Source organism: Brevundimonas sp. UBA7507 (assembly GCF_002478355.1).
Lineage (GTDB): Bacteria > Pseudomonadota > Alphaproteobacteria > Caulobacterales > Caulobacteraceae > Brevundimonas > Brevundimonas diminuta_D.
In genome coordinates this window covers 447,447-468,635 of the sequence record NZ_DLNP01000013.1, presented here as the reverse complement: position 1 = coordinate 468,635, position 21,189 = coordinate 447,447, and the positions used below count along the sequence as shown (strand labels likewise).

The window sequence follows — 21,189 nt, the reverse complement described above, 5'->3', positions numbered from 1 at the left end:
AGCCCGACCCGCACGCCCCGCCGGGGCGCGCGATTCGACCAGCGCCGCGCGATTCGCGCGTGCGCCTTCTGTCGCAGAGCCCAGAGTGTCAGCAGGAGTGATGGCCAAGTCTTTTTCCCGATATCGAGCAAAATAGGGTGGGAACCCCGTGTCACATGCCACTCTTATGCCGGGTTAACACAAAGGGCGTCAGTTCCGCATTGCGAAGCGTCGCGCGACTCGCTATCCACGCGGCCTGCCGGAGACGTGGCCGAGTGGCTGAAGGCAACGGTTTGCTAAATCGTCGTACCCTGTAAGGGGTACCGAGGGTTCGAATCCCTCCGTCTCCGCCAGAATTTTTTCTGAAAATCAGAAGTCAGTCGCGGCCCTCCAAAGCGGCGGCGGCCTTGGCGTCGCTGGGGCGGCGCACGGCGACGCCGTGCTGGCGCAGGATGCGCCGGGCGACCTCGGGAGCGCCGATCATGGGCAGGGGCTGGCCGAAGTGCTCGCGCCACAACTGGTCCAGGCGAACTTCCTCCGGAGTGAGCAGACGGGTCATTGGCGAGTCCTTGTTATGCAAGCGCGCAACTTCTAGGCCATCTCGTCAGGACCAAACGCAAACTCATGTAAGCTGGACCACAGTTGATGGAACCGGTGCGGTAGGGGCTTCCTGGCCTGACCTTCCCTTGCGTGATCTTGGCGCCGCCCGGCGCGCGGGTTAGGCGTGTGGTTCAACTTCTCAACGGGAGAGACGCACATGGCCGATCTGGCCCTCGCCACCGACAAGATCCGCGCCGCCGTCGGCGAAAACTCGGGTCTGGGCAAGACCGTGAAGCTGGACTTCGGCGATGACGGCAAGATCTTCATCGACGGCGCCTCGGCTCCGAACACCGTCAGCAATGACGACAGGCCGGCCGACGCCACCGTCTCGATCAAGTGGGACGACTTCGTCGCCTTGGCCGAGGGCCGTCTGGACCCGATGATGGCTTTCATGCAGGGCAAGCTGAAGATCGCGGGCGACATGATGATCGCCCAGAAGCTGGCGCCGCTGCTCAAGGGCTGAGAGCGGGCGGAGGCTTGATGTTCGACGGCGCGGCTCTGACGGGGCCGCGCCGTTTTCATGTAGGGAGAGACGCAAGATGGATTTCCGGCTGAGCGAGCGGGGCGAACACTGGCGCGAGCGGGTGCGCCGTTTCATGGAGGCGGAGGTCCTGCCGTGCGAGGCGGAGTATCGCGCCCAGGTCCGCGCCGATCCGAAGCGCCAGCCGCCGGTGATGGAAGATCTCAAGGCCAGAGCCAAGGCCGAGGGGCTGTGGAACATGTTCCTGCCGGGCGAGCACGGCGCGGGGCTGTCGAACCTGGAATACGCTCCCATCGCCGAGTTGATGGGGCGGGCGCTGTGGTCAGCCGAGGCGTTCAACTGCAACGCGCCCGACACCGGCAATATGGAAGTCCTGCACATGTACGGCGACGCCGCCCAGCAGGAACGGTGGCTCAAGCCGCTGATGGCCGGCGAAATCCGTTCGGCCTTCCTGATGACCGAGCCCGAGGTCGCCTCGTCCGACGCCACCAACATCCAGACCCGGATCGAGCGCGACGGCGACCACTATGTCGTCAACGGCCGCAAATGGTGGTCGACCAATATGGCGCACCCGAACGTCGCCGTGACCATCGTCATGGGCAAGACCGATCCCGACGCCGCCGTTCATCAGCAGCAGAGCCAGATCATCGTCCCGGTCGACACGCCCGGCTTCCGCGTCGAGCGGATGCTGTCGGTGTTCGGCTATGATGAGGCGCCGATCGGCCACGCCGAGGTGGTGCTGGAGAACGTCCGCGTTCCCGCCTCCAACCTGATCGCGGGCGAGGGGCGCGGCTTCGAGATCGCCCAGGGCCGCCTGGGGCCGGGCCGCATCCACCACTGTATGCGGACCATCGGCGCGGCCGAAAAGGCGCTGGAGCTGATGGTCGACCGCCTGCTCAGCCGCACCGCCTTCCGCAAGACCATCGCCGAGCATTCGGTGTGGGAGCAGAGGGTGGCCGAGGCGCGCACCAATATCGAGATGTGCCGCCTGCTGGTGCTGAAGGCCGCCTGGATGATGGACGAGGTCGGGGCCAAGGGCGCCAAGTCCGAGATCGCCCAGATCAAGGTCGCCGCGCCGCGTATGGCCCTGAAGGTCATCGACGACGCCATCCAGGCGTTCGGCGGGGCGGGGGTGTCGGGCGACACGCCGCTGGCAGAGCTTTACGCCATGGTGCGGACCCTGCGCATCGCCGACGGTCCGGACGAGGTGCACAACCGCACCATCGCCCGTCTGGAATACGCCGCGCGGACAGGACGCTAGGCTGTCGCTCGGCTCATAACTCGTCGCTGGGCGGACGTTTGTGGTGATGGTGGACCGAGGGCGAACTGAAGTCGCCGTCTACGATGTCGCCCAGATAGAGGTTGGAGCTGGCCTTGCTGGGCGGCGGCGGGGTGCGGCCGAACAGCCAATCCATGAGGCCGCGCTTGTCTGTGCGCGTGGGTTCGGGGGCGGGGGGGCGTCGCGGAGTCATCATGACGGACTCTCCTGAGATCGGGAATTGAACCCTTTCGCGGGTTCCTCTGTTCCACCCGCCTAGCTGTCGTCGCCCTCATTATTTTCTGCGCCGTCGAGCGGGAGTTCGTGCGCCAGAAGCAGGGCCAGGCGGCGGCGGGCCCGGTTGACCCGGCTCTTCACCGTGCCCACGGCGCAGCCGGCGATGTCGGCCGCCTCCTGATAGGAGAGCCCCGCCGCGCCGACCATGATGATGGCCTCGCGGTGTTCGGGCGGCAGGGTGTTCAGCGCCTGTTGCAGCGCCGTCAACTCGGCGGTCCATTCCTGGTTAGCTTCTGAGGTCAGGCTGGCGGCGTGGCGGCCTTCCTCGTCGGCCACTTCGCGTCGGCGGCGGGCCGCGCCGGTGTACCAGCTGTTCCTCAGAATGGTGAACAGCCAGGCTCGCAGATTGGTCCCCGTCTCGAACCGCGCTCGGTGGGCCCAGGCCTTGACCAGGGTCTCCTGAACCAGATCGTCAGCGTCCGCGCGGTTGCGCGCCAGTGAAAAGCCGAAGGCCCGCAGCGCCGGTATCTGGCAGGCCAGCATGGCGCGCCAATTGGCCGGATCGGCCAGGTCCGGCGCCCGATCGATCGGGGGCGATGATGGCGGGGGCTCGATGGCGTTCGGCCCCTCGGGCATGCGGAGCTGGGGCATGCGTCGGGATCCTGAAAAACCTGCGCCGTGTCGGCGGTTGGACCGAATCAGAACGCCGCCTGGCTGCGACTGTTCCTGTGGAACGGGACTGTGAAGGCGCGCGCAGACGGGTTCCAGCCATGCGGAACCGCCTCGTCTCAGGCCGCATTCCTACGGGGTGACCACAGCGAACACTCACCCAGGGGCAGGCGGAAACATGGCCGGAACGCAGCGCAGACCGGCGTGCGCCGCCGGGGATCTGGAACGCTATCGCCGCGTGCGCGCGGTCATGCCTGCTCTGGCCGCCGCGCTATCAGCCGAAGACCTGCAGGCCCAGTCGATGGCCCACGCCAGTCCAGGCAAGTGGCATCTCGGTCATGTCAGCTGGTTCTTCGAGACCATGCTGTTGGACAGGCCGGGCTATGAGCCATTCGATTCTCGGCTGAAGGAGGTCTTCAACTCCTATTACGAGGCGCTCGGCGAGCGCATCGGTCGAGACGAGCGGGGCCTGATGACGCGCCCCTCGCTGGCCGAGGTCATGGCCTATCGCGCCGAGGTCGACCGGCGGATGGAGACGCGCCTGGCCGACGTTTCAGCCCCGCTGGAAGGGCTGGAGCGCTACCTGTTCGAGCTGGGTCTCAACCATGAACAGCAACATCAGGAACTGTTCCTGATGGACCTGCTGCATCTGATGTCCCGGTCGCCGCTGGACCCGGCGGCCTATGATGTCGAGCCGCGCACGGCGCCCTTGCAACCGGCGCGCGGCGGCTGGCAGGCGTTCGAGGGCGGTCTGATCGAGACGGGGGCCTCGGGCGAAGGGTTCGCCTTCGACAACGAACGGCCCGCGCATCGCGTCTGGCTGGAGCCGTTCGCCCTGGCCGCCGATCTGACGACCAACGGCGACTGGCTGGCCTTCATGGACGACGGCGGCTACGCGCGGCCCGAACTGTGGCTGAGCGACGGCTGGGCGACGGTGCAGGCGCGCGGCTGGACCGCGCCCCTCTACTGGCGCCGAGCGGAAGGGCAGGGCTGGACGGTCATGACGCTGACGGGGCGACGGCCGGTCGACCTGGCCGCGCCGGTGCGCCATGTCAGCTTTTATGAGGCCGACGCCTTTGCGCGGTGGTCGGGCCGTCGCCTGCCCACCGAGGCGGAATGGGAGCACGCCGCCCGCACCCGCCCCGACGCCTTCTCCAACCTGGACAATGAGGCGTGGCAGTGGACCGCCAGCGCCTATGGCCCTTACCCCGGTTTTCGTCCGACCGAGGGCACGGCGGCCGAGTACAACGGCAAGTTCATGGCCAATCAGATGGTGCTGCGCGGCGGCGCCTCCGCCACGGCGCCGGGACATGCGCGGCCGACCTATCGCAACTTCTTCTACCCGGACCAGCGATGGGCCTTCGCAGGCGTCCGTCTCGCCGCCGACGCTGGCGAGTGCGCCAGATACGACGAGACTGACGACGAACACGAGGCCTTCCGCCGCGACCTGGTCGCAGGCCTGGCGTCATCGCCGAAGAGTCTGCCGCCCAAATGGTTCTACGACGCGCGCGGGTCCGAGTTGTTTGAGGCCATCACCCGCCTGCCGGAATACTATCCGACCCGGCAGGAAGCGGCCCTGTTGCGCCGGGTCGCCCCGTACTGGGCCGAACGTTTCGGCGCCGACGCCGTGCTGGTCGAGCTCGGCTCCGGCGCTAGCGAGAAGACGCGCATCGTGTTGGACGCCGCTCCTGATCTGGCGGCCTACGTTCCCATCGACATCAGTCCCACGGCGCTGGAAGAAGCGGCGGTCCGCCTAAGGCAGGCCTATCCGGCTCTGAAGGTGCTGCCGATCGTCGGCGACTTCGAGCATCTGGGCGTGCTGCCGTCCGAGGCAGGGCAGGGGCGGCGCGTCGGCTTCTTCCCCGGCTCGACCATCGGCAATCTGACGCCGGAGACGGCGGAGGCCCTGTTGCGCGCCATGCGCGACATGCTGGGGCCGGACGCCCTGTTCATTCTGGGCGTCGATCTGATCAAGGAGCCCTCGACCCTGATCGCGGCCTATGACGACGCCGAGGGGGTGACGGCCCGTTTCAATCTGAATGTTCTGAAGCGGGCAAATCGCGACCTGGGCGCGGACTTCGACCTGGACGCCTTTGCTCATCGCGCCGTCTGGAATGAAGCTGAAGCGCGGATGGAGATGCATCTGGAGGCCCTTCGCCCCATGACGGTGCGGCTGGGCAAGCTGGTCTTCCGTTTGACGCAGGGCGAGACGATCCACACGGAGAACTCGCGCAAATATGACGAGGCTCGCGTGCGCGCCCTAGCCGAGGCCGCCGGCTGGCGCATCGAGGCCTTCGAGGTCAGCGACGCTCCGCGCGTGGCCTTGGCCCTTCTGGCCTGCTGACCGCAACCTTTCATCAGACAAAGAAAAACGGCGAGGTTTCCCACGCCGTCGAAGAGTTCTGAAGTCGATCACGAGGATCAGCGCTTCGGCGGCGCCGTATCCTGCCCGGACTTGTTCCGTGCGCCGTGGGACGCTTCGCCGCCCTTGCGTCCGGCCTGGGCCGCGAGGGAGCGATCCTGAGAGAAGCTACGCTTCTCGCTGGGGACGCTGGCGCCGCCCTTGCGGGCGATTTCGCGCTGACGTTCCGGGTCCATCGAGGCGAAGCCTCGCTTGGAAACACCGGAGCCGCGGGTGGGCTGACCTTCGGCCATTTCAGATGTTCCTTTCGTAGACGGTGGCGCTTGCGCAAGAGAACCCGGCGCCGGCGCGGAGGTTCCGAGAAAGGATTAAAACCCTGTTCGACAATTGGGGGCTGCGTGCGTCGTCCGGCGGGCGGAACCGCGACGATTCCGGCGGGTTCATCGAGGCTCTGAGTGCAGAATTCAGGAGTTCAGCTCATGCCGGTTTCCAACGACCCGATCGCCCGCGCCGACAACGCGCCTTCGCCTGAGGATATCACTGAGGGCCGCTCGACGCGCAGCGACCGCCTTGAAGGGGCCGCCGATGAGATTTTGGCGGCGGGCGCCCGGCCGCGCCCCCTGCGTCAGGCGGTGCGCGAGGATGCGGCCGAGGTGCGCGACTGGGCGCGCCGTCACGGCTCGGAAGCCTGCGAGGCGATTCGCGACGAGCCGATCCGCATGACGCTCTATGCCCTGGGTATCGGCGTCCTGATCGGCCTTCTGGCCGCGCGCTGAACTAGGCTGGCCCGGAGGCGGGCCGGGCGATGGGCGCCGCCTTCATCGCCTGATCCGAGACGAACGGATTGGTCCTTCGCTCGGCCCCGAAGGTCGAGTGCGGCCCGTGTCCCGGCACGAAGGTGACGTCATCGCCCAGCGGCCACAGCTTGGTGGTGATCGCCGTCAGCAGGGCCTGATGATCGCTGCGCGGGAAGTCGGTGCGCCCGACCGAACCCTGAAACAGCACGTCGCCGACCTGGGCGAAGCGGGCCTCGCGATTGAAGAAGATCACATGGCCCGGCGTGTGGCCGGGACAGTGGAAGACCTCCCACGTCGTCTCGCCCAGCGTCAGCACGTCGCCGTCGTCCAGCCAGCGCGTAGGGGTGAAGCTGCGCGCTTCGGGCAAGCCGTACTTCTGACCCTGCGTGGGAATCAGATCGATCCAGAACTGGTCCTCAGGGTGCGGACCCACGATGTCGAGGCCGGTCTTCTCCTGCATCTCGGCGGCGGCGCCGGCATGGTCCAGGTGGCCGTGGGTGATCCAGATGGCGTCCAGCGTTAGCCCGCGCCGCGCGACCTCGCCCAGAATGGCGTCGACCGAACCGCCGGGATCGATGACGGCGGCCTTCTTCGTCTGCGTGCACCAGACCGTCGTGCAGTTCTGCTGAAGCGGCGTAACGGGCGTGACGAAGACGCCGATGGGGGCTGAAGGCTGGCTCATGGGCCATCAGATAGCGGGCCGATGCCCACAAAGGAACCGCGTTGCGTTGACGTTTCGGCCCCTTCTCGACATAAGGGCGGGCTCCGAGGCGCCGCTCCCGAAAGGGGCGGCCCTGTTGCTTTATCCACCGCGCGCCTTCGTGGCGTCGCCACAGAGCGTCAGATACCCGACCATGCAAGTCGTCGAAAAGTCGAACGAAGGCCTCAGCCGCGTGATCGCGGTGACCATTCCAGTCGCCGAGCTGAATGAGAAGCTCGAAGCCCGCATCAAGGAAGTGGCTCCCCAGATGAAGCTGAAGGGCTTCCGTCCGGGCAAGGTGCCGGCCTCGCACGTCAAGAAGACCTTCGGCCGTGACTTCATGGGCGAAATCATCAACGCCTCGCTGAACGAAACCAGCCAGGGCGCCCTGGAAGAGCTGAAGATCCGCCCGGCCGCGCCGGCCGAGATGAAGCTGACCTCGGACATGGACAAGGTCATCGCCGGCCAGGAAGATCTGGCCTATGAAATGTCGCTGGAAGTCATGCCGGAATTCACCCCGGTCGACCCCAAGACCCTGAAGCTGACCCGCCCGACCTATGAGGCCTCGGACGAGGATCTGGACGAGGCGCTGAAGGAACTGGCCTCGCAGGCCAAGTCCTACGAGGACAAGAAGGGCAAGACGGTCAAGGCCGCCGACGGCGACCAGCTGACCATCGACTTCCTGGGCAAGATCGACGGCGAGGCCTTCGACGGCGGCGCCGCCACTGACGCGGACCTGGTGATCGGCTCGGGCCGCTTCATCCCCGGCTTCGAAGAGCAGCTGAAGGGCGCCAAGGTCGGTGAAGAGAAGACCATCGAGGTCACCTTCCCGGAAGAGTACCAGGCCAAGCACCTGGCCGGTAAGGCCGCGACCTTCGACGTCACCGTCAAGGCCATCAAGGCCGAGGTCGAATCCAAGATCGACGACGAGTTCGCCAAGCGCATCGGCCTGGAGTCGCTGGACCAGCTCAAGGAACTGCTGAAGTCCAACCTGAACCAGCAATACGCCGGCGCTGCCCGCTTCAAGCTGAAGCGCGCCCTGCTGGACGTGCTGGACGAAGGCCACGACTTCCCGCTGCCGCCGAAGATGGTGGACGCTGAGTTCGAAGGCATCTGGGCCCAGGTTTCGGCCGACAAGGACGCCGGCCAGCTGCCGGAAGACGACGCCAAGAAGTCGGAAGACGAACTGAAGGCCGAGTACAAGAAGATCGCCGAGCGCCGCGTGCGCCTGGGTCTGGTCCTGGCCGAGATCGGCCGCGCCAACAACGTCGGCGTGACGGATCAGGAACTGTCGAACGCCATCATGGCCGAGGCCCGCAACTATCCGGGTCAGGAAAAGATGGTGCTGGACTTCTACCGCCAGAACCCGAACGCCGCCGCCCAACTGCGCGCGCCGATCTATGAGGAGAAGGTCGTCGACCTGATCGTCTCGGTCGCCGAGGTGAAGGACGAAGCTATCACCAAGGAAGAGCTGCTGAAGGAAGAAGACGAGGGCTGATTGCCTCGTCTTACGGATCGGTAACTGTTGTTATCCCGGCCGGTCCGGCAAAAGGGAAGGGTCCGCTTCAGCGGACCCTTTTTTGATTCAGGATTCAGGTTGATGGCGTTTTGGACGATGATGGCCTTTGCGGTCGGCCTCACGGGTTCCGAGCTCTCGCAGGCGCAACCCCAGATGACTTCTGGCCCCGATACGGTTCAGGTTGAAGATGTCGAGGTGGTCGCCACCCTCCGCGACGCCCAGTTGCGCGCACGCGTCGATACCTTCATCGAAAGCAATATGGCGCCGCCGGCTGGACGCCCCCTGGCGCGCTGGAGCAAGCCGGTTTGTGTGGCTACAGCGTATGTGGCGCCTCGGTATGCCCAGGCGATTATCGATCGTATCGCCTTGCGCATCATCGAGGCAGGAGGCGATGTCGCCGAGCCTGGCTGTAAGGTAGACGTGATGGTCGTCGGTACTGACGACGGTGCTGGCATGGCTAAAGCTCTGGTGAAGGACGATCCACGAGGATATCGTCCAGCTCGCGGATCTACCGACCGAGGAAGTGCTGCGTTGAACCGTTTTCAGGAGGGAATCGCCCCTGTCCGATGGTGGCATGTCAGCCTTCCGGTTAATGTCGATACGGGCGATCTGGCCGTGCGTCTCGATGGGGAGGACTACCCGGTAAACGCTGTGCGGGAGGCGTCTCGTCTCCGCACTAATGTACGTGACGATCTGGCGCGCGTAGTTGTGATCGTAGATTTCAGCAAGACAAGCGCTGTTCGAATGAGCGCCTTGGCCGACTATGTAGCGTTTATTGCCTTAGCTCAGGTGAATCCGGATGGCGATCTTGCCGGGCAGGATACCATACTGAATCTATTTAATCGTCCCACAGAATTTACTGAGATGACGCGTTGGGATCGAGATTATCTCGCGGCCCTTTATAGGGCGACGCCCAATCGATTCACCTTGCAAGCGCAGACTCGCGGTATCGCTGACGAAGTGGTTCGAGGGCGTCAGGATCGTTAAGCTGACTGAGGCAGTTGTCTTTGAGCTTTACGTCTTGCGTAGGCTGGAAGCGAACGCGATATGCTGAAGTGAAGGGGCGCGACTCAAGCGCGCCATGAATCCGAGAGACCCTATGCGCGATCCGATCGACTACATCTCCAACAACCTGGTGCCGATGGTGGTGGAGCAATCCAGCCGCGGCGAACGGTCGTTCGACATCTTTTCGCGCCTGCTGCGCGAGCGGATCATCTTCCTGACCGGTCCGTTCGAGGACGGCATGGCCTCGCTGATCTGCGCCCAGCTGCTGTTCCTGGAATCGGAAAACCCGAAGAAGGAAATCAGCATGTACATCAACAGCCCCGGCGGTCAGGTGACCTCGGCGCTCGCGATCTACGACACCATGCAGTACATCAAGTCGCCGGTCTCGACCGTAGTCATGGGCATGGCCGCCTCGGCCGGGTCGCTGATTCTGACGGCCGGCGAGGCGGGCCAGCGCATCGCCCTGCCGAACGCGCGCGTCATGGTGCACCAGCCCTCGGGCGGCTTCCGCGGCACGGCCTCGGACATCGAGCGCCACGCCGAGGACATCATCGCCACCAAGCGCCGCCTGAACGAGATCTACGTCCAGCACACCGGCCGCACCTATGAAGAGGTCGAGCGCACCCTGGATCGCGACCACTTCATGACCGCCGAGGAAGCCAAGGCCTGGGGCATCGTCGACCACGTCTATGACAAGCGCACCCAGGCCGACGACGACGGCGTGAAGGCTCCCTAAGCCTTAAACGCGCTTCGGCTGCGACAATTTACGAGGCGGGATTCGGCGACGGATTCCGCCTCGAATCGTGTTTGAGACTCGTTATCAGCAAAGGGGGCGCGCTTCATGGCGACGCAGTGGAGAGACGACGGCTTCCGGTATGGCGCCGTCACGCGCGGGCTGCATTGGGTCGTGGCCCTGCTGCTGGCGTGGCAGTTCGCGGGCATGGCGGTGAAGGAGATCGTCGGCAAGGCGCCGATCACAGCCTTCTGGGTCGGGACTCACAAGGGGATCGGCGTCATCCTGCTGACCCTGATCGTGGTGCGCGCCCTGTGGGGCCTCTACAACATGAAGACGCGCCCGGCGCACGGCGGCGGTTTCTGGGGCCTGGCCGCCAAGCTCGGACATCTGGCGCTCTACGCCTTGATTCTGATCGTTCCGGCGTTGGCTCTGCTGCGGCAGTATGGATCGGGCAAGCCGCTGGACGTGTTCGGCGTGCGCCTGATCGAGGGCGGCTGGGTCGAGGCGCCGTGGATGACCGCGCCCGCCAACGCCGCCCACGGCCTGCTGGCCTGGGTGCTGCTGGCGGCCATCGCGGGCCACATCCTGATGGTGCTGGTCCACCGTTTCATCTGGAAGGACGACACAGTCGGCCGGATGATCGGTTAGGCTGGTTCAGCCCGCCGTCACCGTGGGGGCGACGGCGGGTCGCGACGTCAGACGTCCAGGTCGGCCTGGGCGAAGCGGGCGTTTTCCTGGATGAAGTTGTAGCGGGCCTCAGCCTTGCGGCCCATCAGGCGTTCGACCAGATCCTCGATCTCTTCCTCGCTGTCGGGCAGGGCGATGCGGGCCAGAGTCCGCTTTTTCGGGTCCATGGTGGTCTCTTTCAGCTGAGAGGCCATCATCTCGCCTAGACCCTTGAACCGGCCGATCTCGGTCTTCTTGCCCTTGAAGGTCGTGGCCAGCAGTTCGTCGCGGTGCGCGTCGTCGCGGGCGTATTCCGACAGCGGCCCGGCCGAAATCCGATAGAGCGGCGGCAGGGCCATATACAGCCGCCCCTGACGGATCAGGTCCGGCATGGAGCGATAGAAGAAGGTGATCAGCAGGGCCGCGATGTGAGCGCCGTCGACGTCGGCGTCGGTCATGATGACCACGCGCTCATAGCGCAGGTCGTCGACGCTGAAGCGGCTGCCCGCCTGTACGCCCAGCGCCAGCATCAGGTCGGTCAGTTCGACGTTGGCGCGCAGCTTGTCCGCCGTGGCCGAGGCGACGTTCAGGATCTTGCCGCGCAGGGGCAGGATGGCCTGGGTCGTGCGGTCGCGCGCCTGCTTGGCCGAGCCGCCGGCCGAGTCGCCTTCGACGATGAACAACTCGGTGCCCTCGGCGGCTTGCCGTGAGCAGTCCGACAGCTTGCCGGGCAGGCGCAGCTTGCGGGTGGCGGCGGCGCGCTGGACTTCCTTGTCCTTGCGGCGACGCAGGCGGTCCTCGGCGCGGTCGATGACGAAGCCGAGCAGGGCGTTGGCCTGTTTCGGGCTTTCGGTCAGCCAGTGGTCGAAGGGGTCGCGCAACAGCTGCTCGGCCAGACGCGCGCCCTCGGGCGAGGACAGGCGGTCCTTGGTCTGACCCTGAAACTCGGGATTACGGATGAAGATGGAGATCAGGGCGCCCGCATTGGCGATGACGTCCTCGGCTGTGATCTGGGCGGCGCGCTTCTCATTGGTCAGCTCGCCATAGGCCTTCAGCCCCTTGACCAGGGCGGCGCGGAAGCCCGCCTCATGCGTGCCGCCGTCGGGGGTCGAGACGGTGTTGCAGTAGGAGGCGATGAAGCTGTCCGCATCGCCGAAGCCGATCGGCGACCAGGTGACGGCCCATTCCAGGGCGCCGGCCTCGCCCTTGCGCTCGACGCGCCCGGCGAAGACGGGGGTGACGGTTTCCAGCTCGCCCACGCGCTCGGCCAGGGCGTCGGCCAGACCGCCGGGGAAGTGCAGCGTCGCCTGGGCGGGCGTCTGGTCGGTGATGCGTTCCGGGGCACAGGTCCAGCGGATCTCGACGCCGCGGAACAGATAGGCCTTGGCCCGCGTCATGCGGAACAGGCGCGCGGGCTTGAAGGTCGCGCCGACGCCGAAGATCTGCTCGTCCGGCTTGAACCGGATCAGGGTGCCCTTCTTCTTCGACGGACCGACCTGCTGGATCGGCGCCTGCACATGGCCGCGGCTGAAGGACTGGCGCCACTCGAACCCGTCGCGCCAGACGGTGACGTCCAGGCTTTCCGACAGGGCGTTGACGACGGAGACGCCGACGCCGTGCAGGCCGCCCGAGGTCTCATAGGCCTTGCCCGAAAATTTGCCGCCCGAGTGCAGCACCGTCATGACGACTTCCAGCGCCGACTTGCCGGGGTGCTTGGGGTGGGGGTCGACCGGGATGCCACGCCCGTCGTCGCGCACCGACAGATAGCCCTCGGCGTCCAGATCGACGGTGATCAGCTTGGCGTGCTTGGCGACGGCTTCGTCCATCGCATTGTCCAGCACTTCGGCGAACAGGTGGTGCAGGGCGCGTTCATCGGTGCCGCCGATGTACATGCCGGGGCGCTTGCGAACAGGCTCAAGTCCCTCCAGCACCTCGATCGAGGACGCGGAATAGCCGGTGGCGGCCGCCGTCGCGGCGCTGGCGTGGGACGTCAGCTCGACCTTCGGCTCATGCGCGGGCGCCGGCGCCGGCTGGGGCGCGACCGGAGGCGTCGCCGCAGCGGGTGCGGGCGCAGGGGCGGCGGGCTTGGCCGGTTCGGCGTCGTCGAGATTGGAAAACAGGTCGTCCATCAGGGCATTTTGCGGCGATTCGGGGCAGGGTCTGGTAGGCTTCGAAGAGGGCGGGGGCAAGGCCCGCGTCAGCTCGGCGGATCAGGGATCAGGGCGCTCGGTCCGGGATCAGATTACGCGCCATCAGCGCCATGAATAGGGTCCACGGCAAATCCTGGTGTCTCATCAGCACGCTTTCCGACAGGCTCAGCAGCAGGAAGGCCGCCAGCCAGGCCAGGCTCCAGTATCCCTCGCGCCGTCCCAAGCCGGTCAGGCGGATCAGAACGGCCGCCGAGGTCACGGCGACGACGGCGCCGACTAGGCCGACGCCCGCCCAGCCCAACTCGGCGCGCAGGTCCAGCCAGCCCTGGTGAGCGGACGGCACGCGCCAGCCCGTTTCATGCCGGATCCACTCCATCGGCTCGGAGTCCGGCAGCCAGAAGGCGCTGTAGCCGTAGCCCAGCCAGGGCTTGCGTTCGGTCATGCGTGCGATGGCGTCCCAGATTTCGGTGCGGCCGGTCAGGCTGGGATCCTTGCCGAACAGGGCCAGAATTTCGACGGAGAACTCGCTCCATGCCCACAGGCCGCCGACCAGGGCCGCGCCCATGCACCAGACGGCGATGACGCCGAACACCGGCCCCATGCGTCGGATCAGCCGACACAGCAGAACCAGGCCGCCGCCCAGCATGGCCATGATCAGGGCGGTCTTGGACTGCGACCCCAGCAGGGCCAGGGTGCAGACCGCCAGGGCGGCCAGCGCCAGACGGCGGTCACGCTGGTCCGTCTGCGCGGCTAGCAGGGCCGAAGCGGCGATCAGGCCGAGCGTCATGACCATGCCCAGCTGGTTCTTCTCATACCAGACGCCCCGCCACAGGCCGGCGTTGGCCGCATGGTGGACGCCGAACCCTGGAAAGACGAAGACGGCGATCAGGCTGCATAGCCCCAACGCCAGAAACGTCGCGGTCAGCATCCGGGGCAGGGCGATCCCGCGAAAGACCGCGCCTAGATAGACGGCGAAGACCCCGGTCAGCCCGAGGGCCAGCACCCGCCGCTCGGTCACATCCGGCGCTTGGGACCACAGGCTGGACGCCAGCGCCAGGACGACCATCAGCAACAGGGGGATGAAGGCGGGCCAGGCCGCCGCCATTCGCCGCGCGCGAAACCCGACCATCCCCAGGATCACCAGATAGATCGGCGGCCAGACCAGCCGCAGCACTGGTGTCTCTTCCTGGTTCGGCGCGAAGATCGGGCCGAGCAGGGCGCCGGACAACAGGGCCAGGATCAGGCCTGCCGCCGCCTGTTCCCACAGGGTGGGAGCGTCGGGATCATGACGTGAAGGGGCGATCGCCCCCCTCACGCCTTCTCCACGAAGGTGTCGATGACCTTCTTCTCGCCCGCCTTGTCGAAACTCACGACCAGCTTGTTGCCCTCCACCGCGCGGACCTGACCATAGCCGAACTTCTGGTGGAAGACCCGGTCGCCGCGCGACCAGCCGGACGCCGCCTTGGGATCGGCCGTGGCGATCAGGCGGCCTTCGCCCTCGATCACCGCGCGGCGGGCATAGGCGGGCTTGGGCGTCTGGTTTGCAGTATAGGTCTGGGCGCGCTTCCAGCCGGGACTGGAATAGCTGCCGCCGAAGGAGGGGGCGTCGTCCCAGCGGCTCTTGGCCTCCTTCATGCCGGACGAGGCGCCGTAATAGCCGGTGTCAGACTGCGGCTCGACGTGGGCGATGGGCAGTTCATCGACGAAGCGACTGGGCAGCTGAGAGGTCCAGCGGCCATAGACCATGCGGTTGGCGGCGAAGCTGATGCGCGCGTCCTGCTTGGCGCGGGTGACGCCGACGTAGGCCAGACGGCGTTCTTCCTCGAGCCCCTTCACGCCCTTTTCGTCGATGCTGCGCTGGCTGGGGAAGACGCCTTCCTCCCAGCCCGGCAGGAAGACCAGAGGGAACTCCAGCCCCTTGGCGCCGTGCAGGGTCATGATCTGCACCGAGCCAGAGCCGTCGGCGTTCTCGTCGCGGCGCTCCAGATCCATGACCAGCGAAACGTGCTCCAGATAGGCCTGCAGCGTCTCGAATTGCTGCATCGACTGGGTCAGTTCCTTCAGGTTGTCCAAGCGCGTCTGGCCGCTGGTGCGGTCGGCCTTCTGCATGGCGGTGTAGCCGCTCTCGTCCAGCAGGGTCTCCGTCACCTGCCAGTGCGGCGTGCCCATGGCCATCAGGTCGCGCCAGCGGTCCAGATCGCGCACGAAGTTGGCCAGCGGCGTGCGGGTGCGCGCCTGAAGTTCGTCCGTGGTGATCAGGTGACGCACCGCCCGCATGGCTGAGACGCCGTTCTCGCGCGCGATGTGCAGGATCTTCTGGACGCTGGTGTCGCCGATGCCGCGCTTAGGAACGTTGACGATGCGCTCGAACGCCAGATCATCGTCCTCGGACTGGATCAGGCGCAGATAGGCGTGGGCGTCGCGGATTTCCGCGCGCTCGAAGAAGCGCGGCCCGCCGATGACGACATAGGGAATGGCCAGCATCAGGAAGCGTTCTTCAAACGCCCGCATCTGGAATGACGCGCGAACAAGAACGGCTATGTCCTTGTAATTCATACCCTGCTTGCGGGCGGTTTCGATCTCATCGGCGATCAGGCGGGCCTCGGCCTCGCCGTCCCAGACGCCGCGCACGCGCACCTTGTCGCCGCTGTCGTCCTCGGTCCACAGGGTCTTGCCCAGCCGGTCCTGATTGGCCGCGATCAGGGCCGAGGCGGCGCCGAGGATGTGCTTGGTCGAGCGATAGTTGCGCTCCAGCCGGATGACCTTGGCGCCGGGGAAGTCGCGCTCGAACCGCAGGATGTTGTCCACCTCGGCCCCGCGCCAGCCGTAGATCGACTGATCATCGTCGCCGACGCAGCAGACGTTGCCGGTCGAGGACGTCAGCAGCCGCAGCCACAAATACTGGGCGACGTTGGTGTCCTGATATTCGTCCACCAGGATGTAGCGGAACCGACGGCGATATTCCTCTGCTAGATCAGCATGTTTGGACAGAATGGTGATGTTGTGCAGCAGAAGGTCGCCGAAGTCGCAGGCGTTCAGCGTCGCCAGCCGCGCCTGATAGGCGGCGTACAACGCCGGCCCCTTGCCGTTGGCGAAATCCTCGCCCGGCGGCAGCTTGTCGGGCGTCCAGCCGCGGTTCTTCCAGTGGTCGATCATATGGGCCAGCGACTTGGGCGTGAACCGCTTGGTGTCGATGTTGGCCGCTTCCAGAAGCTGCTTCAGCAGCCGCTCCTGATCGTCGGTGTCCAGGATGGTGAAGCTGGATTTCAGCCCGACCAGTTCCGCATGGCGACGCAGGATCTGCGCCGCGACCGAGTGGAAGGTGCCCAGCCAGCGCAGCCCCTCTGACGACGGGCCGATCAGATGGCCGATCCGCTCGCGCATCTCGCGCGCGGCCTTGTTGGTGAAGGTGACGACCAGCAGCTCCCACGGCTTGGCCCGGCCCGTCGCCAGAATATGCGCCAGTCGCGTGGTCAGGACGCGCGTCTTGCCCGTGCCCGCGCCCGCCAGCACCAGCACCGGCCCCTCGGTCGTCTCCACCGCCTCGCGTTGCTCGGGGTTCAGACCCGACAGATAGTCGGCCGCCGTCCCTTGCGGAGTCTGGGCGCGGGCGAGGTCGGAAATGCGGGGGGCGGGCAGGTCGGTCACAGGGGCAAGCACTCGGGCGGCGTCTGGGGCGGTCGCCCCGTCGGAATCTGAAGGGAGAACATAAGCAGCACAGCGGCCAAAGTCAGGTCTAATCGCGCAAGCTGTTTCCGGAACCGTGCAGCCAGAGCGCCGTTTTCGCACACGACAGGGTCAGCAATGGGAAGGGATATCTAATGGCGGAGAACTCAAGCGGCGGCGGCAATGCCGGTCTCGCCTTCATCGTCGGCGGTCTGGTCGTGGTGGTGGCCGTCCTGGCCTGGTTCCTTCTGGGCCGAGGCGGGACGCCTGACACCAAGAATGTCGATGTCGAGGTCAAGCTGCCTGAAGTCTCGGCGCCGGCTGCGCCGGGCGGCGACTGAGGCCGCGCCATGACCGATCCCAATATCCCGCCTGAGCGCGTCGTCCATCAGACCACCGTCAACAACGCCCCAGCGCCGCGAAAGGGCGGCGGGGCGGGTCTGGCCTTCATCGTCGGGGGCCTTCTCGTCGCCGTGGCGGTGATCGCCTGGTTCGTCTTCGCCGGAGGAAGGGCGCCGGCGCCGTCAACGCCCGAATTAAACGTAGACATCAATGTGCCGACGCCGCGCCTGCCTGAGGTTCCGGACCGCCCGGCGCCGCCTGAACTGCCGCGCCCCTCTGAACCGCCGCAGGTGGCTGCACCCGAACCGCAGGGCGGCTAATGCCGTGAAGGTCGCCTTGAAGCGCGTCTATGAACCGCCGTCCGATGCGGATGGGACGCGCATCCTGGTCGACCGCCTCTGGCCGCGTGGTCTCAGCAAGGACAGGGCCCGCGTGGACCTATGGCTCAAGCAGATCGCGCCGACGACGGAGCTGCGGCAGTGGTTCGGCCATGATCCGGCGAAATGGACGGAGTTCCAGCACCGCTATCGCGCGGAGTTGGAGGCCAACGGCGATGTCGTATCCGAACTGAAGGCCGCGCTGGCCGATGGCCCGGCGACCCTGGTCTATGGGGCCAGGGACGAAGAGCACAACGACGCCGTCGTGCTGGCGGCCTATCTGGCGGACCTCTGACCAGGCGGGCGCATTGGCGCGGGCCTATTTCAGTCGATAGCTGATCGTCGTGACGACCCGGACTTTCTTGTTCGGCGTGCCGGCTTCGTCGCCCGTGCCGTCGCGCGACAGGATTTCGAACGACCCCTGTCCCGCCGTCTTGATCGGCCCCAGCGGCGCGCCGGAATCCTTGGCGAACTGTTCAGCGCCGCTGCGGGCGGCGGCGGTGGCCTCGGCGATCATGGCCGGGCGCACGTCGTTCAGCTTGGTGAAGATGTAGGAGGGGCCGTTGAAGTCCTGCAACACCACGCCCTGCCGCACCAGATCGTTCAGGTTACGAGTGGTGGTCTGGACCCGGTCGACGTCCGTGGTGCGCACGATGACGGTCTGGGTCAGGATGAAACGCGGCCCGCCGGTCTGGCTGGCGTATTCGCGCGAGCGGGTGTCGGCCACGCCCAACTGGCCCAGGTCCACGGCGTCGTCTGGATAGCCCTGGGCCTTCAGAAACTGGCGCACGATGGCCAGATCGCCGTCGATGCGCGCCTGCACCTCGGACAGAACGTCGCCCGAAGTGGTGAAACGGATCGGCAGGACGGCCAGATCCGCCTTCACGTCCTTTTCCGCCAGGCCACGCACGGTGACGGAGCGGTCGCCTGCGCGGGCGTTGACCACGCCCTGACCGATCAGGGCGCCGCCGCCGATCAGGCCCACGGCCACCAGTCCGCCGAAGACGGCGGCGGGAATCAGGCGATTGTTGTCGACGCGAGCGTCGCTCATGGCGTTTTCTCTTCTGCGAAACTGCGGTCGCCGCCCGTCCACTGCAGGGCCAGGATTCGGCAGGCGGAGGCCAGGGGGCGGCGGCCCCGCCAGGCGTCGATGCGGATCAGCAGGCCGGACCGGCTGAGCGCCAGTTCGGCTGCGATGGCGTCCAGCACGGCCCAGAACTCAGGCTCCAACGCCACCGAGGTGGCGTGGCCGGACAGCAGCACCGATCGTTTGGCGAGGCCGCTCAAGGCTTAGCGCACGCCCACCATGACGATGTCGGCGCTGTTCGAGGCGCCGCGCGTCAGCACCGAATGGCGCGTGTCCGTGGTGAAGCGCAGTGCGCCCGAGGGATCGCGGATCTCGGCGCGGGCGGCGTATTCCATGCGGCTGTCGATCTTGTCGTTCGGCACCGACAGGGTGACGGCGTAGGGCGGGCCGCGACCGTCCAGGCGCTGAGTGGTCTCGGCGACGACGCGGGCGGGGGCGTCTGCGCGACTGACGTCCTCGACCTTGACGGTCAGAACATGGCCTGGCGGCAGCATGATGCGCTCGCGATAGGTCGCCGTGACCTGCACGTCGGTGGAAGCTGCGGGGCTCTCGGGCATGGACGAGCAGGCGGCGGTGAGCATGACCGGAGCCAGGACGAGAGGGGCGAGGAATGAGCGCATCAGCATCTCCTTTGTGTGCGGCCAGCTTAGCAGAACGCGCCAGCGTCACATAAGGCTGCAACAGTAGAGAGACGGCGGGGACAAAGCGGTGCTATCGGAAGTTCCCGTTTCGTTTCGACCGAGTCGCCGGCGTGTCACAGTCTGAAGCTCCCCAATCCGAAACTGCGTCGTCGCGCCTGTCTTCACCCGCTGTGTTGGCCATCGGGGGTGTCGGGGTCTGCGCCCTGATCTGGGGCACGACCTGGTACGCCATCACCTTCCAGCTGGGCGCCGTAGACCCGGTGATTTCGGTGGTGCTGCGGTTCGGCATCGCCTCGGCCCTGCTGGCCCTGATCGTCAAGGCGACGGGCGGGCGGCTGGCCCTGACGCGGGCTCAGCATCTGGCGGCGCTGGGGCAGGGGCTGTTCTCCTTCGCCATCAGCTACGCCTTCGTCTACGCCTCGGAGGAGAAGATCGCCTCGGCCGTTGTGGCTGTGATCTTCGCCGCCCTGGCCTTCCTGAATCTGATCCTGTTCCGCGTCGCCTCGGGCCAGAAGGCCGCCGCCGCCGCCTGGCTGGGCGCAGGGCTGGGCGTGGTCGGCGTCGGCGTCCTGTCGGCGGGCGAGGTGATGGGCGCAGGTCTGGGCGTCCACGCGGTCGCGGGCGTCAGCTTCGCCGTTATCGCCGTCGTCGCCTCGGCCTTCGGCAACTGGTTCGCCTGGAAGGGGCAGCAGGCGGGCTCGCAGGTGCTGCCGTCCACCGCCTGGGCCATGGCCTACGGCACGGGGACGCTGGCGCTCTACGCCCTGGTCACGGGCGTCTCCTGGTCGGTGGCGTGGAGCCCGGCCTATGTGATCTCGTTGCTGTATCTGGCGGTGTTCGGCTCGGTCATCGCCTTCGGTCTTTATTTCACCATCGCGCGGGCGAGGGGGTATGCGACCGCCAGCTATATCTCCGCCCTGACGCCGCCGATCGCCATGCTGGTGTCGGTGATGTTCGAAGGGGCGCGCTTCGGCGTGCTGGCCTTCGTGGGACTGGCCCTGGTTCTGGCCGGGCAGGTGTTCCTGATCCGCGCGCCGAAGCGTTCGGCGGCTTGATCAGGCCTCGCCCGTTACGACCGGCGCGTCGGGACGCGCGCCCCACTCGGCCCACGACCCGTCATAGAGCCTCGACGGCCGCCCCAGCACGGCCAGTCCCAGCGTCAGGATCGCCGCCGTCACGCCCGAGCCGCAGCTGGTGATGACGGGCCGCTCCAGATCGACGCCCGCGGCGCGAAAGGCGTCGTCCAGCGCCTGAGCCTGCTTCAGCGTGCCGTCCGCATTCAACAGGTTGGAGAAGGGCAGATTCAGCGCACCCGGCATATGGCCGGCTCGCACGCCGAGGCGCGGCTCGGCGGCTTCCCCCCGAAAACGCGCAGCCCCACGTGCATCGACCACCTGAAGACCGTCCGCCAGCGCGGCGCGCACCTGATCAAAGTCCGTCACGGCGTCGGCGTCGAACCGCGCCTCGAACTTCGCAGGGACGGGAGCGTCGGCCGCGCCGCCTTGCAGAGGCCGTCCTTCGGCTTTCCATTTGGGCAGGCCGCCGTCCAGCACGCGCACGCGCCGGGCGCCCATCGTCCGCAGCGTCCACCAGACCCGCGCCGCCGAGAACAGCCCCTGTGCGTCATAGACGACGATGTCGTCGCTCTCCGCGACGCCCAGCGCGCCCATCGTCTCGGCGAAGATGTCCGGCGACGGCAGCATGTGCGGATAGGGGCTTTCCCGATCCGACACGGCGTCCAGATCGAAGAAGACGGCGCCCGGCAGCCGCTCGCGCTCGAAATCCGTTCGCGCGTCACGCCCGTCCAGCCACCAGCTGGCGTCGATGATCCTCAGGTCCGGCGCGCCCAGCCGCGAGGCCAGAGTTTCGGTCGAGATCAGGGGCGTGTCGGTGTGGGTCATTTCGTCAGCCTATCAT

At 66.7% G+C, this 21,189-nt stretch carries 24 protein-coding genes and 1 tRNA gene; 13 read left to right on the top strand and 12 right to left on the bottom strand.

Translation table 11 applies throughout. From position 1 onward, the window contains the following. The first annotated feature begins 240 nt into the window (after positions 1 to 240). Positions 241 to 332 (top strand) — tRNA-Ser (locus B3D50_RS09755). A gap of 23 nt (positions 333 to 355) precedes the next feature. Here B3D50_RS09755 and B3D50_RS09750 read toward each other — a convergent pair. Further along, positions 356 to 538, bottom strand: coding sequence for a hypothetical protein (locus B3D50_RS09750; RefSeq protein WP_286950982.1), 183 nt, complete (start codon positions 536 to 538; stop codon positions 356 to 358). A gap of 198 nt (positions 539 to 736) precedes the next feature. On the opposite strand from B3D50_RS09750, the gene B3D50_RS09745 reads away from it, so the two are divergent. Then, positions 737 to 1,042, top strand: a complete 306-nt coding sequence (locus tag B3D50_RS09745) for an SCP2 sterol-binding domain-containing protein (protein WP_286950981.1) — start codon at positions 737 to 739, stop codon at positions 1,040 to 1,042. Between the two features lie 76 nt (positions 1,043 to 1,118). Next, positions 1,119 to 2,321, top strand: a complete 1,203-nt coding sequence (locus B3D50_RS09740) for an acyl-CoA dehydrogenase family protein (protein WP_286950980.1) — start codon at positions 1,119 to 1,121, stop codon at positions 2,319 to 2,321. Between the two features lie 13 nt (positions 2,322 to 2,334). On the opposite strand, the gene B3D50_RS09735 is transcribed toward B3D50_RS09740, so the two are convergent. Both B3D50_RS09735 and B3D50_RS09730 read right to left on the bottom strand, forming a co-directional pair. Then, a complete protein-coding gene (locus B3D50_RS09735) occupies positions 2,335 to 2,535 on the bottom strand; it encodes a hypothetical protein (protein ID WP_046654165.1) in 201 nt (66 codons plus the stop codon). A gap of 59 nt (positions 2,536 to 2,594) precedes the next feature. Next, positions 2,595 to 3,206, bottom strand: a complete 612-nt coding sequence (locus B3D50_RS09730; protein ID WP_232464008.1) for a sigma-70 family RNA polymerase sigma factor — start codon at positions 3,204 to 3,206, stop codon at positions 2,595 to 2,597. Between the two features lie 196 nt (positions 3,207 to 3,402). Between B3D50_RS09730 and egtB the strand changes: the two genes are divergently transcribed. Continuing rightward, positions 3,403 to 5,568 (top strand): ergothioneine biosynthesis protein EgtB, encoded by a 2,166-nt coding sequence (egtB, locus tag B3D50_RS09725; RefSeq protein ID WP_286950979.1) that lies wholly within the window; start codon positions 3,403 to 3,405, stop codon positions 5,566 to 5,568. 77 nt (positions 5,569 to 5,645) lie between these two features. On the opposite strand, the gene B3D50_RS09720 is transcribed toward egtB, so the two are convergent. Beyond that, positions 5,646 to 5,879 carry a general stress protein gene (locus B3D50_RS09720; protein WP_003165326.1) on the bottom strand — a complete coding sequence of 78 codons (234 nt, stop codon included), beginning with the start codon at positions 5,877 to 5,879 and terminating at the stop codon, positions 5,646 to 5,648. A gap of 186 nt (positions 5,880 to 6,065) precedes the next feature. Here B3D50_RS09720 and B3D50_RS09715 point away from each other — a divergent pair, with 186 nt between their 5' ends. After that, positions 6,066 to 6,362, top strand: a complete 297-nt coding sequence (locus B3D50_RS09715; RefSeq protein WP_003165325.1) for a hypothetical protein — start codon at positions 6,066 to 6,068, stop codon at positions 6,360 to 6,362. 1 nt (position 6,363) lies between these two features. Here the strand turns inward: B3D50_RS09715 and B3D50_RS09710 are convergent, their stop codons facing one another. Next, the gene (locus tag B3D50_RS09710; RefSeq protein WP_003165324.1) at positions 6,364 to 7,065 is read right to left on the bottom strand and encodes an MBL fold metallo-hydrolase; all 702 of its coding nucleotides are present in this window, start codon (positions 7,063 to 7,065) and stop codon (positions 6,364 to 6,366) included. 172 nt (positions 7,066 to 7,237) lie between these two features. Here B3D50_RS09710 and tig point away from each other — a divergent pair, with 172 nt between their 5' ends. The 4 genes from tig to B3D50_RS09690 all read left to right on the top strand — a co-directional run bounded on the left by tig (position 7,238) and on the right by B3D50_RS09690 (position 10,991). Further along, positions 7,238 to 8,581 carry a trigger factor gene (tig, locus tag B3D50_RS09705; RefSeq protein WP_286950978.1) on the top strand — a complete coding sequence of 448 codons (1,344 nt, stop codon included), beginning with the start codon at positions 7,238 to 7,240 and terminating at the stop codon, positions 8,579 to 8,581. Between the two features lie 102 nt (positions 8,582 to 8,683). Beyond that, positions 8,684 to 9,589 (top strand): hypothetical protein, encoded by a 906-nt coding sequence (locus B3D50_RS09700; RefSeq protein ID WP_286950977.1) that lies wholly within the window; start codon positions 8,684 to 8,686, stop codon positions 9,587 to 9,589. 112 nt (positions 9,590 to 9,701) lie between these two features. Beyond that, positions 9,702 to 10,343, top strand: coding sequence for an ATP-dependent Clp protease proteolytic subunit (locus tag B3D50_RS09695; RefSeq protein WP_003165321.1), 642 nt, complete (start codon positions 9,702 to 9,704; stop codon positions 10,341 to 10,343). 105 nt (positions 10,344 to 10,448) lie between these two features. After that, positions 10,449 to 10,991: a cytochrome b gene (locus B3D50_RS09690; protein WP_286950976.1), complete on the top strand. Its 543-nt coding sequence runs from the start codon at positions 10,449 to 10,451 to the stop codon at positions 10,989 to 10,991. Positions 10,992 to 11,038: 47 nt separating this feature from the next. Here the strand turns inward: B3D50_RS09690 and parE are convergent, their stop codons facing one another. From parE to B3D50_RS09675, 3 genes are all read right to left on the bottom strand, one after another. After that, positions 11,039 to 13,138 carry a DNA topoisomerase IV subunit B gene (parE, locus tag B3D50_RS09685; protein ID WP_286950975.1) on the bottom strand — a complete coding sequence of 700 codons (2,100 nt, stop codon included), beginning with the start codon at positions 13,136 to 13,138 and terminating at the stop codon, positions 11,039 to 11,041. An 88-nt stretch (positions 13,139 to 13,226) separates the two neighbouring features. Next, positions 13,227 to 14,474 carry an O-antigen ligase family protein gene (locus tag B3D50_RS09680; protein ID WP_286950974.1) on the bottom strand — a complete coding sequence of 416 codons (1,248 nt, stop codon included), beginning with the start codon at positions 14,472 to 14,474 and terminating at the stop codon, positions 13,227 to 13,229. Continuing rightward, positions 14,471 to 16,819 (bottom strand): ATP-dependent helicase, encoded by a 2,349-nt coding sequence (locus B3D50_RS09675; RefSeq protein WP_414632912.1) that lies wholly within the window; start codon positions 16,817 to 16,819, stop codon positions 14,471 to 14,473. Before B3D50_RS09675 ends, B3D50_RS09680 begins: the two co-directional genes overlap by 4 nt. A 161-nt stretch (positions 16,820 to 16,980) precedes the next feature. On the opposite strand from B3D50_RS09675, the gene B3D50_RS09670 reads away from it, so the two are divergent. Genes B3D50_RS09670 through B3D50_RS09660 form a run of 3 tightly spaced genes read left to right on the top strand, consistent with a single transcriptional unit; the run spans position 16,981 to position 17,839 of the window. After that, positions 16,981 to 17,166 (top strand): hypothetical protein, encoded by a 186-nt coding sequence (locus tag B3D50_RS09670; protein WP_286950973.1) that lies wholly within the window; start codon positions 16,981 to 16,983, stop codon positions 17,164 to 17,166. A 9-nt stretch (positions 17,167 to 17,175) separates the two neighbouring features. Beyond that, entirely contained in the window at positions 17,176 to 17,487 is a 312-nt protein-coding gene (locus tag B3D50_RS09665) for a hypothetical protein (RefSeq protein ID WP_164917947.1), read from the top strand. Positions 17,488 to 17,491: 4 nt separating this feature from the next. Continuing rightward, positions 17,492 to 17,839, top strand: a complete 348-nt coding sequence (locus tag B3D50_RS09660; RefSeq protein ID WP_269297683.1) for a DUF488 domain-containing protein — start codon at positions 17,492 to 17,494, stop codon at positions 17,837 to 17,839. 24 nt (positions 17,840 to 17,863) lie between these two features. On the opposite strand, the gene B3D50_RS09655 is transcribed toward B3D50_RS09660, so the two are convergent. Genes B3D50_RS09655 through B3D50_RS09645 form a run of 3 tightly spaced genes read right to left on the bottom strand, consistent with a single transcriptional unit; the run spans position 17,864 to position 19,251 of the window. Then, entirely contained in the window at positions 17,864 to 18,595 is a 732-nt protein-coding gene (locus B3D50_RS09655; RefSeq protein WP_286950972.1) for an SIMPL domain-containing protein, read from the bottom strand. Next, the gene (locus B3D50_RS09650) at positions 18,592 to 18,831 is read right to left on the bottom strand and encodes a ribbon-helix-helix domain-containing protein (protein WP_040345615.1); all 240 of its coding nucleotides are present in this window, start codon (positions 18,829 to 18,831) and stop codon (positions 18,592 to 18,594) included. Before B3D50_RS09650 ends, B3D50_RS09655 begins: the two co-directional genes overlap by 4 nt. A 3-nt stretch (positions 18,832 to 18,834) precedes the next feature. Further along, the gene (locus tag B3D50_RS09645; RefSeq protein WP_286950969.1) at positions 18,835 to 19,251 is read right to left on the bottom strand and encodes a YbaY family lipoprotein; all 417 of its coding nucleotides are present in this window, start codon (positions 19,249 to 19,251) and stop codon (positions 18,835 to 18,837) included. A gap of 131 nt (positions 19,252 to 19,382) precedes the next feature. Here B3D50_RS09645 and B3D50_RS09640 point away from each other — a divergent pair, with 131 nt between their 5' ends. After that, positions 19,383 to 20,327, top strand: coding sequence for a DMT family transporter (locus B3D50_RS09640; RefSeq protein ID WP_286950968.1), 945 nt, complete (start codon positions 19,383 to 19,385; stop codon positions 20,325 to 20,327). On the opposite strand, the gene sseA is transcribed toward B3D50_RS09640, so the two are convergent. Next, entirely contained in the window at positions 20,328 to 21,173 is an 846-nt protein-coding gene (sseA, locus tag B3D50_RS09635) for a 3-mercaptopyruvate sulfurtransferase (protein ID WP_286950967.1), read from the bottom strand. It lies immediately after the preceding gene. Positions 21,174 to 21,189 lie beyond the last annotated feature (16 nt).

Coding starts and splice junctions, on each gene's coding strand:
- B3D50_RS09740 (WP_286950980.1), top strand. CDS start 1,119: ATGGATTTCCGGCTGAGCGAGCGGGGCGAACACTGGCGCGAGCGGGTG.
- B3D50_RS09720 (WP_003165326.1), bottom strand. CDS start 5,879: ATGGCCGAAGGTCAGCCCACCCGCGGCTCCGGTGTTTCCAAGCGAGGC.
- B3D50_RS09690 (WP_286950976.1), top strand. CDS start 10,449: ATGGCGACGCAGTGGAGAGACGACGGCTTCCGGTATGGCGCCGTCACG.
- B3D50_RS09715 (WP_003165325.1), top strand. CDS start 6,066: ATGCCGGTTTCCAACGACCCGATCGCCCGCGCCGACAACGCGCCTTCG.
- B3D50_RS09665 (WP_164917947.1), top strand. CDS start 17,176: ATGACCGATCCCAATATCCCGCCTGAGCGCGTCGTCCATCAGACCACC.
- B3D50_RS09645 (WP_286950969.1), bottom strand. CDS start 19,251: ATGCGCTCATTCCTCGCCCCTCTCGTCCTGGCTCCGGTCATGCTCACC.
- B3D50_RS09700 (WP_286950977.1), top strand. CDS start 8,684: ATGGCGTTTTGGACGATGATGGCCTTTGCGGTCGGCCTCACGGGTTCC.
- tig (WP_286950978.1), top strand. CDS start 7,238: ATGCAAGTCGTCGAAAAGTCGAACGAAGGCCTCAGCCGCGTGATCGCG.
- B3D50_RS09750 (WP_286950982.1), bottom strand. CDS start 538: ATGACCCGTCTGCTCACTCCGGAGGAAGTTCGCCTGGACCAGTTGTGG.
- B3D50_RS09655 (WP_286950972.1), bottom strand. CDS start 18,595: ATGAGCGACGCTCGCGTCGACAACAATCGCCTGATTCCCGCCGCCGTC.
- B3D50_RS09710 (WP_003165324.1), bottom strand. CDS start 7,065: ATGAGCCAGCCTTCAGCCCCCATCGGCGTCTTCGTCACGCCCGTTACG.
- B3D50_RS09745 (WP_286950981.1), top strand. CDS start 737: ATGGCCGATCTGGCCCTCGCCACCGACAAGATCCGCGCCGCCGTCGGC.
- sseA (WP_286950967.1), bottom strand. CDS start 21,173: ATGACCCACACCGACACGCCCCTGATCTCGACCGAAACTCTGGCCTCG.
- B3D50_RS09695 (WP_003165321.1), top strand. CDS start 9,702: ATGCGCGATCCGATCGACTACATCTCCAACAACCTGGTGCCGATGGTG.
- B3D50_RS09730 (WP_232464008.1), bottom strand. CDS start 3,206: ATGCCCCAGCTCCGCATGCCCGAGGGGCCGAACGCCATCGAGCCCCCG.
- egtB (WP_286950979.1), top strand. CDS start 3,403: ATGGCCGGAACGCAGCGCAGACCGGCGTGCGCCGCCGGGGATCTGGAA.
- B3D50_RS09670 (WP_286950973.1), top strand. CDS start 16,981: ATGGCGGAGAACTCAAGCGGCGGCGGCAATGCCGGTCTCGCCTTCATC.
- B3D50_RS09735 (WP_046654165.1), bottom strand. CDS start 2,535: ATGATGACTCCGCGACGCCCCCCCGCCCCCGAACCCACGCGCACAGAC.
- parE (WP_286950975.1), bottom strand. CDS start 13,138: ATGGACGACCTGTTTTCCAATCTCGACGACGCCGAACCGGCCAAGCCC.